We start from the raw sequence: 13,373 nt of genomic DNA, 5'->3' as shown, positions 1-13,373 counted from the left end.
CACCCGGTCCGGCCCCCAGCCAGCACTGCTGCGGAACTTCGGGCCCTGATCAACAGTTGTTCAGGGTGGACAGGGCGTTGTGTCCTGCCCGAAAGTTCGCGACAGGCAGGGAGAACCATGAGTAAGCGGGTCGAGCAGAAGTCGCGAGCGCGGGAAAGGGTGGCCGCACAGCGCGCCGCTGAATTACGCGCCGAACGGCGAAAGCGTCTCCTGCTCGCGCTCGGCGCGGTCGCGGTCGTCATCATCGTGGTAGGCGGGCTGGTAGCCGTGCGCCTGGCCGGCGGCGGCAAGGAAACCAGCACCGGCCCCTCGGGCGCGGCCGACACCAGCCTGATCACCGCGCTGAAGTCCATCCCGGCGTCGACATTCGCCGCGGTCGGCAGTGACGGCGTCCAGGCCGCCCCGTCGGCGATCACCGCCCCGGCACTGACCGCCGACGGGAAGCCGAAGGTGCTCTACATCGGCGCCGAGTTCTGCCCGTACTGCGCCGCCGAGCGGTGGCCCGTCACGGTGGCGCTGTCCCGTTTCGGGAACTTCAGCAACCTCGGCACGACCCACTCCGCCGGTAACGACGTGTTCCCCAACACGGCGACGCTGTCGTTCCACGGTGCCAGTTACACCAGTCAGTACCTGGCCTTCACCGGGGTCGAGACCACCACCAACGAAGAGGTGAACGGTCAGTACGCCCCGCTGGACACACCGGCGGCCGCCGACCAGTCGACCTTCGACACCTACAACAAGCCGCCGTACGTGCAGAGCGCGGGCTCGATCCCGTTCGTCGACCTCGGTGGGAAGTTCGTCACCTCGGGTGCCTCGTACAGTCCGGAGTTGCTGGCTGGGAAGACCCAGACCGAGATCGCCGACGCGCTCAAGGACCCGGCGAGCCCCATCGCGAAGGCCGTTGACGGCTCCGCGAACGTCTACACGGCTGCCCTGTGCCAGCTCACCAACAACCAGCCGGGCGCAGTGTGCACGACTGACGCGGTCAAGGCGGCGGCCGGCAAGCTCGGGAAAAGCTGAGCCGTGAGCGAAACCACCCGGTCAGGGGTCGTGACAGAGCGCAGGCCGCTGGGCTGGCTGCCCTGGACCACCTTGGCGCTGTCGATCGCGGGCGTCGCGGTCGCGGCGTACCTGACCTATGAGCACTTCACGGCGGGCAGCACCCTCGCCTGCCCGAACACGGGCGTGGTGAACTGCGTCAAGGTCACCAGCAGCGAGTACTCGAAGTTGCTCGGCGTCCCCGTCGCGCTGCTCGGGCTCGGCTTCTTCGCCGCCATGACGGTGCTGTCGCTGCCGCCGCTCTGGCGTACGCCGTCCCCGTGGCCCGGCCGCCTTCGCCTGGCCGCCGTCATCGTCGGAGTCGTCTTCGTCTGCTACCTGATCTGGGCGGAGCTCTTCCGCATCGACGCCATCTGCCTGTGGTGCACGGTCGTCCACGCGCTCACGCTGGTGCTGTTCGGCCTCGTCGTGGTGCGCGCGGCCCTGCCCCCGATCGAGGAGTGAGCCGCCGCGGTGGTCAGGCCTTCGTCACCTCGCCGGTGCGCTCGGTCTGGCCGACGCGGCTCTTGCGGTAGCCGTAGAGGGCGTACACGACGAAGCCGAGCACCATCCAGATCGCGAACCGCAGCCAGGTCTCGATCGACAGGTTCAGCATCAGGTAGATGCAGATCAGCGCTGCCAGGATCGGCACCACCGGGTTGCCCGGCACCGTGAACGACCGCTTGATGTCCGGCCGCCGCTTGCGCAGTAGCGGGACCGCGAGGGAGACCAGGGTGAACGCGGCCAGCGTGCCGATGTTCACCATCTCCTCCAGCTTGCCGATCGGGGTGACGCCGGCGACGATCGCGACCACCACACCGATGCCGAGGGTCAGCCGGTACGGCGTACCGAACGTCGGGTGCGTCTTGCCCAGCTTGGCGGGCACCAGGTGGTCCCGGCTCATCGCGAAGACGACCCGGGCCGCCCCGATCATCAGCGTCAGCACCACGGTGGTCAGACCGGCGACCGCACCGGCCGAGATCAGGGTGGCGAAGCCGGGCCTGCCGACCGAGCGGAACGCCTCGGCCAGCGCCGCCTCACTGCTGATATCGGTGTACTTGACCATGCCGGTGATGACGATGCAGACCGCCACGTAGAGCACCGTGCAGATCGCGAGCGAGCCGATGATGCCGCGGGGCAGGTCGCGCTGCGGGTTCTTCGCCTCTTCGGCGGTGGTCGCGACCACGTCGAAGCCGATGAACGCGAAGAACACCAGGGACGCACCGGAGACCAGCCCCATCACGCCGAAGGTCGACGGGGTGAACCCGAACATGGCCTGGAACAGCGGGGTGGTGATGGTCACGTCGCCGTCCGGGGCCGGCACGCTCGGCGGGATGAACGGGGTCAGGTTCGAGCTCTTGATGTAGAACAGGCCGGCGATGATCACGAACAGCACCACGAACAGCTTGACCGCGACCAGCGCCAGGTTGACCCGCAGCGACTCCTTGATCCCGATCGTCGCCAGGATCGTGAGCACGATCACCAGCAGCATCGCGAGGACGTTCACGTCGCTCTCGGGCCCGATCGAGTCAGGCCAGCCGAGGCCGATCTGGTCCAGGAACAGCGCCGCGTAGGTGGACCAGCCCTGCGCCACGACACTGGCGCCGAGCATCAGCTCGAGCAGCAGGTCCCAGCCGATGATCCAGGCGAAGATCTCACCGAGCGAGAAGTACGAGAACGTGTACGCCGACCCGGAGACCGGCACGGTCGACGAGAACTCGGCATAGCAGAGTGCCGCCAGCCCGCAGCAGATCGCGGCGAAGATGAACGAGATCGCGATCCCGGGGCCCGCGTAGGCCTGGGCCGCGCGGCCGGTCAGGGTGAAGATGCCCGCGCCGATGATGACACCGATGCCGAACACGGTGAGGTCGAGGGCCGTGAGGCGTTTCTTGAGCTGGTACTCCGGCTCGTCGGTGTCCGCGATCGACTGCTCGATCGTCTTGGTCCGCAACAGACTCATCTGGTACGCCTCCTTGAACTCGGACGGAACACCCCTCGAGCGTGCCGTCCTTGACCCCACGAGGTCAAACCGCCACTCAGCGTTGCGGTTCGTAGTCCTTGAGCGCAAGCCAGAGGGTTGCCTCCGTGTACCCCGTCCGGCTGAGGAGGATGCGGTCGCGATTGGCCTGATCCGTGCCGTGCATCGCGAGGTCCTCGTACAGGGCCTCGACCAGGGTCAGCCCGAACCGCTTGACCAGGAAGCGGACCGCCAGCCAGCTCACGCCGTACACGTCCGCGTTGTTCTGGTAGAAGCCGAGATCGGACGGCAGCGCGTACAGCCCGGGCAGCGCGTCGTCGACGACCTCCTGCTCCCACTGGACGACCTCGCCCTCGCCGCTGATCTCCTCGATCCCCCGCCAGGACACGTACTCCGCGGCGCCCTCCGCCAGCCAGAGTGGTTCGTAGCCGCCCAGGTCGGCGGTGGCCACGTGGGTGAGCTCGTGGGACAGCAGGATCTCGTCGACCCGGTCGCGTTCCTTCGGGTTGACCACGATGTAGGCGCCGGCCACGGTGCCGTCAGCGGTCTCCTGACCCGGCAGCGAGGAGAACGTCGATCCCGCGCTCGCGGCCGACTCGACGTCCTCGTCGGCGAACCGGGCATCCCGGATCTCGGTGTCGTCCAGCGCCGCGATCAGCGCCGACCCGGACCACTTCCGCGGCCAGTACGCCGCCACCTGGGTGAGCGCCTCGTCCGCCTCGGCGACGATCGCGCGGCCCGTCCTGGTGTCACCCTTCTCGACGATCACCAGCACCCGCGGCCCGCGCTGGACCTCGATCCGGCCCAGGTCCCACACCTCGTGGTGCGCGCCCGGCCCGAGGTCCTTGTCCAGGTCGTTGTCGTCGGCGATGATCCAGCGGCCGGCCCGGCTGACGAAGCTGTAGCCGAGTTCGGTGGTCACCGGGGTCTCGTCGACCTTCGGGATCTGGTACCGCATCAGCACCCGGACCAGGTACGTCGAGGCGCCGTGCTCGCGGACCGCGGCCGCGTCGAACCGCTCCTCGGCCTGGCTGTAGCCGATCTCGGTGAAATCGAGCTCGACCAGGTTCGCGAACAGGGTCTTCTGCTGCTGGCGGAGCTTCGCGTTCGCCGGATCGACGTCCTGGAGAAACATCTTCTCGTTGACGGTCCGGACTGCCTTCGCGCGGCGCAGCAGGATCGTGTCGACAGCCAGCCGGCGGGCCGCGACCGCGGCGGCCGTTTTCGACGGGGGCTTGGTTCCCTGGTTCGGCGGCGCCGGTGGAGTGACGGTCGCGGCTGGGCGGCTGCGGGCGTCCTGCTGGCGGTCCTCGACCGCGTAGACGACACCGCCGGAGACGAGCGCCACGACAACAAGCAGGCCCAGCCAGCGGCGGGGCCCGTGGGGCGGAACCTGAGCGCCTGGCGGGTCGGCGCTAGGTGGCATCACAGTCACGTCGGGTCGATTCCTCCGGTCCGCCCGTCTGCTACAGCCCGGCTACCCTACTCGCTCCTGTGAGATCCACCACCGACACGCCCGGGCTCAGCCGAGTTGGGCGGCGATCGGCCTGGGCACCGGGATGCCCCGGCGGCGCACCTCGGCGCCGAACCGGCTCACGAGTGGATCACTGGGTGCGGCCGTCATGGTGACGATGTCCCTGCTCAGGGGCGGGTCGAGGCGGCGGATCGCCCCGGAGTAGGTGGCAGGCAACGCGGTCGTCGGCACCAGAGCCACACCGAGGCCGGCTGCGGCGAGTTGAGCCGCTGTGGCGGTCTGCCGGGTGCGGGTCACAGCGTTCAGCGTCACGCCCTGCCCGGCAGCGATGCCGTCGAGCCAGCCGCCGAGGCCGTTCTCCGGGTGGTAGTGCACCACCGGCTGCTCTGCAAGCTGGGCAAACGTCATCGGTCGGCTCCCGCCTGCAGCGGCCGGACTGTCGGCTGCCATCACCGCGACGATCTGTTCCTCGCCGATCAGGTCGAGGTGTCCGTCGAAGGTGGACGGGCGCGGCCCGATTGCGAGGTCCGCGCGACCAGCTGCCACGAGGTCTGCGAGGGCGTCCGCACTGGTCAACTCGTCCAGCTCCAACTGCACGGCCGGGTGGCGCCGGCGCCAGGTCCGCAGTACGGGAGCTAGAAGGCTTCCCGTCATGCTCGCCGCGCAGCCGATGCGGAGCCGGCCGGCCGTGCCCGAGGTGATCGCTCTCCCGGTCGCGACCACGCTCTCTGCTGCGGCCAGTGCTGCTCTGGCGTCGGCGGCGACCGCCTGCCCCGTCGGGGTCGCCCGTACGCCGCGTGGCAGCCGCTCGACCACCGGCGCGCCGATCTCCCGCTCCAACGCAGCCAACTGATGCGACAACGCGGGCTGCGACATGTGCAGCCGGGCAGCCGCCTCGGTCACCGAGCCGTGGTCGAGAACGGCGACGAAACACTCCAGTCCACGCAGCGTTGGCATTCGCGAATCCTATCGGATCCAGTTGAGACATTCATCGCGCGACGGGACTATTCGGCCGCCGGACAGTGCTGAATGGAAGCAAGACGAGAAATCCCGAGGAAGGACGTCATGACAGTGCAATTGGACGGCAAGAAGTTGCTCATCGTCGGCGGAGGTTCCGGTATCGGCCGACAACTCGCGGCGGAAGCGGCGGAAGCGGGCGCGTCGGTCATCATCGCCGGGCGCCACATCACCGGCTCCGACTCCGACTCCGACACCGGCTCCAGCTCGGCGACGGGCGATCAGCACTCGATCACCTACGCCCAGGTCGATCTGGGTGACGAAGCGTCGATCGAGCGGCTGGCCAAGGAGGTCGGCGAGCTGGACTACGTGGTGTCCCTGGCCAACAACCCGGCGAACGGGCCGGTCGTCGAGCTGGACCGTGCCGCGCTGGTCGGCGCCTTCGACGCCAAAGTGTTCGGTCCGATCCTGCTGGTCAAACACCTCGCCCCGAAGCTGCACCAGGACGGCGCGATCCTGCTGTTCTCCGGCATCGTCGGCTGGCGACCGTCGGCCGGACGCGTGGCGACGGCGACCACGAACGGCGCCGTGAGCTTCCTGGCCCAGGCTCTGGCCGTCGAACTCGCTCCGATCCGGGTGAACGCTCTCTCACCGGGCATCGTCGACTCCGGCGCCTGGGACGCGATGGGTGAGAAGAAGGACGGCTTCTTCGCCACCACCGCTGCCAAGAACCCGACCGGCAGCATCGGTCAGCTCGGCGACATCACGTCCGCCGCCCTGCTGGCATTGACCAACCCCTTCCTGACCGGCACCACCCTCCACCTCGACGGCGGGGCGCGGCTGGCCTGAGGCAAGCCGACTCAGGTCGTGCGCTCCCGGAGGGCCTGGAAGAGGCCGGCCTCGGTGATCCCGAGGTGTTCGAGCATGATCCGGTTGCGCTCGGCCTGGGTGGAGCCCAGGGCGGCCATCTCCTGGTAGAGCGTGCCGACCTCGGTCGCGCCGTACTTCGTGAACAGGTAATCCACCGCGAGCCAGGACAGCGGATACGAGCTGGTCGAGTTCTTGAAGAACAGCGAGTCCGTGGGCAGGCTCTTCGCCTTGGCCAGGTACTTCGTCTCCACGTCCCGCCGGTACGTCGGCAGCGCCAGGTTGGACGCACCGTCCATCGGCAGGAACTCCACGTACGTCGCGGCTCCCTCGACGAGCCACCTCGGCGCGTTCACGCCGTACGGCGCGGTCGCGACATGGGTGAACTCGTGCGCCAGCGTGCGAGCGTCGACCTTGGCCCGGTTGCGCGGGTTCACCACGACGTACGAGTCGGCCCGCTCCCCCGTGCTGTTCACCTCGCCCGGCAACGTCCGGTACACCCAGGTCGCCATCGCCAGCGCGTCCTCGGCGTTCTTCGGCAGGGTGTAGTCGGCACCGCGGACGACCTTGTCGTCGAGGGCGATCACCACGCCCGAGCCGGTCCAGCCGCCGGGCCAGCGATTGCTGACCGCCTTCACCGCGCTGCTCGCCTTGGTCACCAGGCTGCTCGCCAGCTTCGTCTGGTCCCGCTCGACGACGACGAGGACCCGCGAAGCGCGTTTGACCAGGACGTCACCGACGTCCCACGGCTCCTGGTGGGAACCGCGTGGCAGCCGGCGGTCGAGATCGGTGTCGGAGACCAGCATCCAGCGGCCGTCGCCGCGCTCGGTGAAGGTGTAGCCGAGCATGGTCCGGACCGGGGCGAGGTCGATGCCCTTCATCTGGTAGTCCATCGCCACCGCCACGACGTACGTGGTCGGGCCGTGCTTGTCGGTCAGGGACTCGTCGAACTGCTCCGACAGCCGCTCGTAGCGCAGCGTCGAGAAGCCGAACTGCCGGAGGTTGCGGAACAACGCCTGTTGCCTGGCGAGGAGGGTCTTGTTGTCCGGATCGACGTCCGCGACGAACTGGGCCGGCTTGTTCAGGCGGACCGCTTCCGCCCGGCGACCGAGGACCTTGTCCACTCCTGCGGCTCTCGCGGTCAGGTCGAGCTCCGCGGTACCGGAGGCTCCGTCCGCGGCGGCGGGTGTCTCGGGTGGGCCGTCTGTGCCCGAGCGCTGGAGGTACAGACCACCGGCGACCGTCCCGGCGACCAGGACCAGCGAACCGAGCAGCGGCCCGACCCGGCGCCGCGGGGCTGCTGAGTGACGGCCCCGCACCGGTCCCGGCGCAGGCTCCATCAGCTCAGGCTCCGCCCTGCCTGCCGCTCGCGGTGTCTGGCTCATTACTGATCGCGTCCCCTTGGTGACTCGCGATCATCTCTATCACGTCTCGGGCAAGCTCCTGACCAGTCAGCCCGATCTCCTGCAGCACCGCGGGCCGCTTCGCGTGGTCGAGGAACCGCTGCGGGATGCCGAAATCGCGGACCGGGGTGGTGACCCCGGCGTCGCGGATCGCCTGGGCGATCGTCGCGCCGCAGCCGCCGACCCGCCCGTTGTCCTCGATCGTGACGACGAACCTGTGCGCCGCGGCCAGCTCGATCAGCTTCGGGTCGACCGGCTTCACCCAGCGCGGGTCGACCACGGTGACGCCGAACCCCTGGGCGCCGAGGCGCCTGGCCACGTCCATGCCGGTCGCGGCCATCGACCCGATCCCGATCACCAGGACGTCGTTGCCGCTCCGGCTCAGGATGTCGCAGCCGCCGACGCGGTCGATCGCCTCGATGTCGGGGAACACCTCGCCCTTCGCATAGCGGATCACCGTGGGGGCGTCGGCGACGTCGATCGCCTCGTTCAGCAGCTCAGACACCCGGGCACCGTCGCGAGGCGCGGCCAGTCTGAGCCCGGGGACGAGTTGCAGCAGGGACATGTCCCACATGCCGTTGTGGCTGGCGCCGTCGTCGCCGGTGACGCCGGCCCGGTCCAGTACGAACGTGACACCGCACTTGTGTAGCGCGACATCCATCAGCAGCTGGTCGAACGCGCGGTTCAGGAAGGTGGCGTAGAGCCCGACGACCGGGTGCATACCGCCCATCGCGAGACCCGCGGCACTGGTGACCGCGTGCTGCTCGGCGATGCCGACGTCGAAGATCCGGTCCGGGAACTCGGCCGCGAACGGGGCCAGCCCGGTCGGGTGCAGCATCGCCGCGGTGATCGCGACCACGTCCGGCCGGCGGTGGCCGATCTCGACGAGCTCCTCGGCGAACACGTCCGTCCAGCCGCGCGGCTTGTTGGCCGGGCGGACCTGGTGGAAGTTGTCCTCCTCGTCCTGCTCGGCAGCGGCGTACCCGAAGCCCTTCTGGGTCACCGCGTGCACGATCACCGGACCGCCGAACGCCTTCGCCTTGGCGAGCGCGTCCTCCATCGCCTGGCGATCGTGGCCGGCCACGGGACCGACGTACTTGAGGCCGAGATCCTCGAACATGCCCTGCGGGGCAAGCATGTCCTTCAGGCCCTTCTTCACCCCGTGCAGCACCTCGTACATCGGTGCGCCGACGTACGGAGTACGGCCGAGGTTCTTCTTGATCAGGTCCAGGACCCGCTCGTACCGCGGATTCGTGCGGAGGCTGGTCAGGTGGGTGGCGAGGCCGCCGACGGTCGGGCTGTAGGAGCGGCCGTTGTCGTTCACGATGATGACGAGCTTGAGGTCCTTGGCCGCGGCGATGTTGTTCAGCGCCTCCCAGGCCATCCCGCCGGTGAGGCCGCCGTCGCCGATCAGCGCCACCACGTGCCGGTCCTCGCCGCGCAGCCGGTACGCCTTGGCCAGGCCGTCGGCGTACGACAGGGAGGTCGAGGCGTGCGAGTTCTCCACGATGTCGTGCTCGGACTCGGCCTGGCTCGGGTAGCCGGACAGGCCGCCCTGCTGACGGAGCGTGTCGAACTTCGGCGCCCGGCCGGTGAGCAGCTTGTGCACGTAGGTCTGGTGGCCGGTGTCGAACACCAGCCGGTCGCGCGGCGAGTCGAACACCCGGTGCATGGCCAGGGTGATCTCCACCATGCCCAGGTTCGGGCCCAGATGACCGCCGGTCCGCGACACCGTCTCGACCAGCACGTCGCGGATCTCCGCGGCGAGTTCCTCGAGCTGATGATCGGTCAGGCCCTTCAGGTCCTCTGGTCCGCCGACCGAGTCCAGCACACGCATCGAGCTCCTCCGCAGGTTGTCCTCGAAGCAACGAGTCTATGCACCACGGGGTTCGAAGCCGAACGCGGCAAGGGGGCCCGGAGAAATCTCACACTCCGGGATGGGTTCGGGGCGCGCTTGCTCGCATGTGATTTGGACCTCACCTACAGTGAGCGGTATGGAGCCAGACCGGGGCGGTGGGGTGGGGCAAGTATGGACATGGTGAGGACGCTCTTCTGCAAGTACGACGGGCACCCGCACCGGCTGCTCGAATCCATCAACCTCGGCGAGGACGAGTACGGCCTGTGGACCGGCTCGCTCCCCGGCACCCGCGGCCAGCGCGCCGACGGCAGCTGGGTCACCATCGACCACACCCGGGTCCGGCTCTTCCCCCGCGGCCAGTGGTGGAGCGCCCTGTTCAACGACTCCCCGCACCCGACCGAGGTGTACTGCGACATCACCATGCCGGCCGAGTTCGGCGTCGACACCGTCACCACGGTCGACCTCGACCTGGACATCCGCCGGTACCGCGACGGCGCGGTCCGGGTGATGGACGAGGACGAGTTCGAGGCCCACCAACTCGCCTACGCCTACCCACCCCAGGTGATCGCCGCCGCCCGCGCCTCCTGCGCCTGGGTGGTCGACAACATCACCACCACAGAACCCTTCCTCAAGGTCTACGAAACCTACCTGTCCCAGGTCCGCGCCCTGACCCCGGCGGTCTAGCGGCCGAGGACCTTGTATTTTGCTTCGGCTGCGGACTTTTGGGGTTCCCACCAAGCGGTGTTGGACTTGTACCAGTCGATGGTGGCGGAGAGGCCGGCGTCGAAGTCGGCGTAGCGGGGTTGCCAGCCGAGTTCGGCGCGGATCTTGGTGGAGTTGTTCGAGTAGCGCAGGTCGTGGCCCGGGCGGTCGTTGACGTGCACGTAGGCGTCGGCCGGCTCGCCCATCAGGGTGAGGATCTTCTCGATGATCTGCTTGTTGCTGCGCTCGTCGCCGGAGCCGATCAGGTAGGTCTCGCCCAGCCGGCCGTCGGCGATGATCCGGTGCACCGCGTCGTTGTGGTCGTCGACGTGGGTCCACTCGCGGACGTTCTCGCCGGCGCCGTACAGCTTGGGCTTGTCACCGATCAGCACGTTGGTGATCTGCCGCGGGATCAGCTTCTCGACATGCTGGTACGGGCCGTAGTTGTTCGCGCAGTTCGACAGGGTGGCGGCCACGCCGTACGAACGGGCCCAGGCGCGGACCAGCATGTCCGAGCTCGCCTTGCTGGCGGAGTACGGGCTGGAGGGGTCGTACGCCGTGGTCTCGGTGAACTGGTCGACCGAGTCCAGCGGGAGGTCGCCGAACACCTCGTCGGTGGAGATGTGGTGCATCCGCTTGTCGTGCTTGCGGACCGCCTCGAGCAGGGTGAAGGTGCCGATGATGTTGCTCTTGATGAACGGCGACGGATCGTTCAGCGAGTTGTCCACATGCGACTCGGCGGCGAAGTGGACCAGCACGTCGGTGGCCGCGACCAGCTTGTCGACCAGTTCGGCGTCGCAGATGTCGCCGTGGACGAAGGTGACCTGGTCGGCCACCGGGGTCAGGTTGCTCTCACTGCCGGCGTACGTGAGCGCGTCGAGCACCGTGATCTCGGTGTCGGGGTCGCGCCGCACGGCGTCCTGCACGAAGTTCGAGCCGATGAACCCGGCTCCGCCGGTGATGAGCATCCGTTGCATCGGCACAGGATAGCGAGCACGCGGCCGACCCCCACCGCCCGGGCTGTGACCGGTGGCGCCGGTACGGTGACGGCATGCGCAACGTGCGGGTGGTCTATCGCAAGTACGACGGGAAACTCCACTGGCACCAGTGGATGCAGTACCTGGGTGAGGACCAGTACGGCGTCTGGCTCGGCGCACTGGCGAACTCCGTGTCGCAGCGTGGTTCGGAGCCGGAGGTGACGCATGCCTCGGCCTACGTCCAACTGTTCCCGCGGGACCGCTGGTTCACCGCGATCTTCAACGACGAGCCGCGCTCGACCGAGATCTACTGCGATATCACCACGCCGGTGGAGTTCGGCGAGGAGGAGATCCGGATGATCGATCTCGATCTGGACGTGATCAAGCGCCGGGACGGCACGGTCTTCGTCGACGACGAGGACGAGTTCGCCGACCACCAGGTCAAGTACGCCTATCCGGCCGAGGTGATCGCCGCCGCGCAGGCCTCCTGCGACTGGCTCGTCCCCGCCGTCGCCGCCGAGGAGCCCTTTCTCACCATCTACAAGACCTACCTGGACAAGATGCGCTGACCTCAGGGGACTCGGTGCACGGAGACCTTCAGGTGATCGAGTTTGAGGATGGTGGGCACGCGGCCGTTCTGACCGGCGAACATGTCGGCGACCGGCGAGACGGTCAGGAAGAGGGACTTGCCCGCTGGTACGTCGACCGCGATCCCCGGTAGGTCGATCGAGCGGCGGACGCCCTTGACGACCTTCTTCTCCCGGAGCGGCATCGTGTTGTTCTGAACGATCTTGGCGTCCAGGGGGGTGGTTCCGACGCTCAGTGCGAAGTAGGCGCCCGCGTCCGGGAGCAGGCTGCTGACCTTGGCGTCGAGCCGCGGTACTCCGGCAACGGTGATGGGCCCTTTCGCGAGTTCGATGTTGATCGGGAGACCGGCGTTCGCGCTGGTGACCACCTTGCCGACCTGGAACTGCTTGTTCGGCGCCAGACTGCGCTGGGTCAGGCACCGGCCGTCCGCGGTCGCGAGGTGGTAGCTGCCGAAGCCCGAGAGACCGCTGCTTTCGTTCTTCAACCGCAGCGCCATGAACCGCTGCTCCAGCGCGGCGAAGTTGGCGCTGCCGAGCGCGATCGAGCAGGGATCGCCAGGGGTCACGAATCCGGGCGGCACCACGCTGGGGAAGGTGTGACCGGCGTTGTAACCGACGAACAGCGAGCGCGCCCGGGAACGCGGGGTGAGCGCTCTCTCGAAGTTCTGCAGCCCCTGGTTCAGGTTGAAGAGGTTGTCCGGCAGGCCCTGGCCGAGCAGCACCGGGATGTCGAGTTTGCGGCCGTTCTTCACGTGCCAGGCCGGACCGTTCTTCGCGAAGAACGCGTCCAAGTCCCGACCGGCCTGACCCGTCGGCCAGGTGCCGGTGGTGAAAAGTGCCACGAATGCCCCGGAAACCGCCGGCGGCAGATGCGTTCCACCGACTGCGAACAAGCTCGCCAACCACATCGTCCGAGCCGCCTCCGCCGGGGCCAGGCTCTGCTTGAGATCCCACCAGGTGATCTCGGGCGCGAGTGCGTCGAAGCGTGTCCGGCCCTTGTCCCGCACCTCGGTGAAGGCGCCGGCGAACTGGTAGCCGCCGCCGTACGAACCACCGATCGCGCCGATCAGCGGATCACCAGGTCGTTGCTTGGTCACCCAGTCAAGACCGGCGACGAGGTCGACCAGCTTGACCACGTCGCGTCCTTCGAGATCCGGGTTCATCACGTGCGCCACACCGGTGCTCTCGCCGAAACTGCGCTGGTCGAAGCTCAGTACTCCGTAGCCGTCGTCGAGCCAGGACTTGAACGCGGCCGGGTCCTTCGTGCGGCTGCCACCCCAGCCGTGACTGTGGAAAATCAGCGGCACGGTTTTGTCAGCGGAAGAACCTGCCGGCTGGAAAAGGGAATAGCAGATCCGCACCGGGACCGTAGTACCGGGCTCTGGAACGCTGGCCACGCAACCGTTCGTCGTGGTGACGTCGGCTGCGACGGCAGAGCCGCTTAAGGGCACCAGCGCCACCGACCCGAGCAAAGCAAGTGCGCACGTACTACGGATAACCGCGCGAAGGCGCATCTGTGACTCCCTGTGATC

The 13,373-nt window shown here is 68.2% G+C and carries 12 protein-coding genes; 5 read left to right on the top strand and 7 right to left on the bottom strand.

Annotated elements, in window-relative coordinates; all coding sequences use genetic code 11:
- The first annotated feature begins 117 nt into the window (after nucleotides 1-117).
- Entirely contained in the window at nucleotides 118-1,020 is a 903-nt protein-coding gene (locus VFG33_RS23330) for a DUF929 family protein (protein WP_325055059.1), read from the top strand.
- A gap of 30 nt (nucleotides 1,021-1,050) precedes the next feature.
- The gene (locus VFG33_RS23325; protein ID WP_325055058.1) at nucleotides 1,051-1,503 is read left to right on the top strand and encodes a vitamin K epoxide reductase family protein; all 453 of its coding nucleotides are present in this window, start codon (nucleotides 1,051-1,053) and stop codon (nucleotides 1,501-1,503) included.
- Nucleotides 1,504-1,516: 13 nt separating this feature from the next.
- Here the strand turns inward: VFG33_RS23325 and VFG33_RS23320 are convergent, their stop codons facing one another.
- The 3 genes from VFG33_RS23320 to VFG33_RS23310 all read right to left on the bottom strand — a co-directional run bounded on the left by VFG33_RS23320 (nucleotide 1,517) and on the right by VFG33_RS23310 (nucleotide 5,447).
- The gene (locus VFG33_RS23320) at nucleotides 1,517-2,998 is read right to left on the bottom strand and encodes an APC family permease (RefSeq protein ID WP_325055057.1); all 1,482 of its coding nucleotides are present in this window, start codon (nucleotides 2,996-2,998) and stop codon (nucleotides 1,517-1,519) included.
- A 76-nt stretch (nucleotides 2,999-3,074) separates the two neighbouring features.
- Nucleotides 3,075-4,442, bottom strand: a complete 1,368-nt coding sequence (locus tag VFG33_RS23315) for a hypothetical protein (protein ID WP_325055073.1) — start codon at nucleotides 4,440-4,442, stop codon at nucleotides 3,075-3,077.
- A 96-nt stretch (nucleotides 4,443-4,538) separates the two neighbouring features.
- Nucleotides 4,539-5,447 (bottom strand): LysR family transcriptional regulator, encoded by a 909-nt coding sequence (locus tag VFG33_RS23310; RefSeq protein ID WP_325055056.1) that lies wholly within the window; start codon nucleotides 5,445-5,447, stop codon nucleotides 4,539-4,541.
- Between the two features lie 108 nt (nucleotides 5,448-5,555).
- On the opposite strand from VFG33_RS23310, the gene VFG33_RS23305 reads away from it, so the two are divergent.
- Nucleotides 5,556-6,296: an SDR family oxidoreductase gene (locus VFG33_RS23305; RefSeq protein ID WP_325055055.1), complete on the top strand. Its 741-nt coding sequence runs from the start codon at nucleotides 5,556-5,558 to the stop codon at nucleotides 6,294-6,296.
- 11 nt (nucleotides 6,297-6,307) lie between these two features.
- On the opposite strand, the gene VFG33_RS23300 is transcribed toward VFG33_RS23305, so the two are convergent.
- Both VFG33_RS23300 and dxs read right to left on the bottom strand, forming a co-directional pair.
- Nucleotides 6,308-7,654: a gluzincin family metallopeptidase gene (locus VFG33_RS23300; RefSeq protein ID WP_325055054.1), complete on the bottom strand. Its 1,347-nt coding sequence runs from the start codon at nucleotides 7,652-7,654 to the stop codon at nucleotides 6,308-6,310.
- Nucleotides 7,655-7,658: 4 nt separating this feature from the next.
- On the bottom strand, nucleotides 7,659-9,554 hold the full coding sequence (gene dxs / locus VFG33_RS23295; protein WP_325055053.1) for a 1-deoxy-D-xylulose-5-phosphate synthase: 1,896 nt from the start codon (nucleotides 9,552-9,554) through the stop codon (nucleotides 7,659-7,661).
- A 192-nt stretch (nucleotides 9,555-9,746) separates the two neighbouring features.
- Between dxs and VFG33_RS23290 the strand changes: the two genes are divergently transcribed.
- Nucleotides 9,747-10,259: a DUF402 domain-containing protein gene (locus VFG33_RS23290; RefSeq protein ID WP_325055052.1), complete on the top strand. Its 513-nt coding sequence runs from the start codon at nucleotides 9,747-9,749 to the stop codon at nucleotides 10,257-10,259.
- Here the strand turns inward: VFG33_RS23290 and rfbB are convergent.
- Complete coding sequence (rfbB, locus tag VFG33_RS23285; RefSeq protein ID WP_325055051.1) at nucleotides 10,256-11,254, bottom strand: dTDP-glucose 4,6-dehydratase; 999 nt, start codon at nucleotides 11,252-11,254, stop codon at nucleotides 10,256-10,258. The genes VFG33_RS23290 and rfbB overlap by 4 nt on opposite strands.
- A gap of 74 nt (nucleotides 11,255-11,328) precedes the next feature.
- On the opposite strand from rfbB, the gene VFG33_RS23280 reads away from it, so the two are divergent.
- Nucleotides 11,329-11,823, top strand: a complete 495-nt coding sequence (locus VFG33_RS23280) for a DUF402 domain-containing protein (protein ID WP_325055050.1) — start codon at nucleotides 11,329-11,331, stop codon at nucleotides 11,821-11,823.
- A gap of 2 nt (nucleotides 11,824-11,825) precedes the next feature.
- Here the strand turns inward: VFG33_RS23280 and VFG33_RS23275 are convergent, their stop codons facing one another.
- The gene (locus tag VFG33_RS23275; RefSeq protein WP_325055049.1) at nucleotides 11,826-13,355 is read right to left on the bottom strand and encodes an alpha/beta hydrolase family protein; all 1,530 of its coding nucleotides are present in this window, start codon (nucleotides 13,353-13,355) and stop codon (nucleotides 11,826-11,828) included.
- Nucleotides 13,356-13,373: the final 18 nt, after the last annotated feature.

Origin of the sequence: Kribbella sp. (assembly GCF_035687465.1) — a bacterium.
GTDB lineage: Bacteria > Actinomycetota > Actinomycetes > Propionibacteriales > Kribbellaceae > Kribbella.
This window is presented reverse-complemented; position numbering and strand designations above follow the sequence as displayed.

Excerpts from the sequence above, each read along its gene's own strand:
- VFG33_RS23330 (WP_325055059.1), top strand. The coding sequence starts at position 118 with ATGAGTAAGCGGGTCGAGCAGAAGTCGCGAGCGCGGGAAAGGGTGGCC.
- VFG33_RS23320 (WP_325055057.1), bottom strand. The coding sequence starts at position 2,998 with ATGAGTCTGTTGCGGACCAAGACGATCGAGCAGTCGATCGCGGACACC.
- VFG33_RS23315 (WP_325055073.1), bottom strand. The coding sequence starts at position 4,442 with ATGCCACCTAGCGCCGACCCGCCAGGCGCTCAGGTTCCGCCCCACGGG.
- VFG33_RS23310 (WP_325055056.1), bottom strand. The coding sequence starts at position 5,447 with ATGCCAACGCTGCGTGGACTGGAGTGTTTCGTCGCCGTTCTCGACCAC.
- VFG33_RS23305 (WP_325055055.1), top strand. The coding sequence starts at position 5,556 with ATGACAGTGCAATTGGACGGCAAGAAGTTGCTCATCGTCGGCGGAGGT.
- VFG33_RS23300 (WP_325055054.1), bottom strand. The coding sequence starts at position 7,654 with ATGGAGCCTGCGCCGGGACCGGTGCGGGGCCGTCACTCAGCAGCCCCG.
- dxs (WP_325055053.1), bottom strand. The coding sequence starts at position 9,554 with ATGCGTGTGCTGGACTCGGTCGGCGGACCAGAGGACCTGAAGGGCCTG.
- VFG33_RS23290 (WP_325055052.1), top strand. The coding sequence starts at position 9,747 with ATGGACATGGTGAGGACGCTCTTCTGCAAGTACGACGGGCACCCGCAC.
- rfbB (WP_325055051.1), bottom strand. The coding sequence starts at position 11,254 with ATGCAACGGATGCTCATCACCGGCGGAGCCGGGTTCATCGGCTCGAAC.
- VFG33_RS23280 (WP_325055050.1), top strand. The coding sequence starts at position 11,329 with ATGCGCAACGTGCGGGTGGTCTATCGCAAGTACGACGGGAAACTCCAC.
- VFG33_RS23275 (WP_325055049.1), bottom strand. The coding sequence starts at position 13,355 with ATGCGCCTTCGCGCGGTTATCCGTAGTACGTGCGCACTTGCTTTGCTC.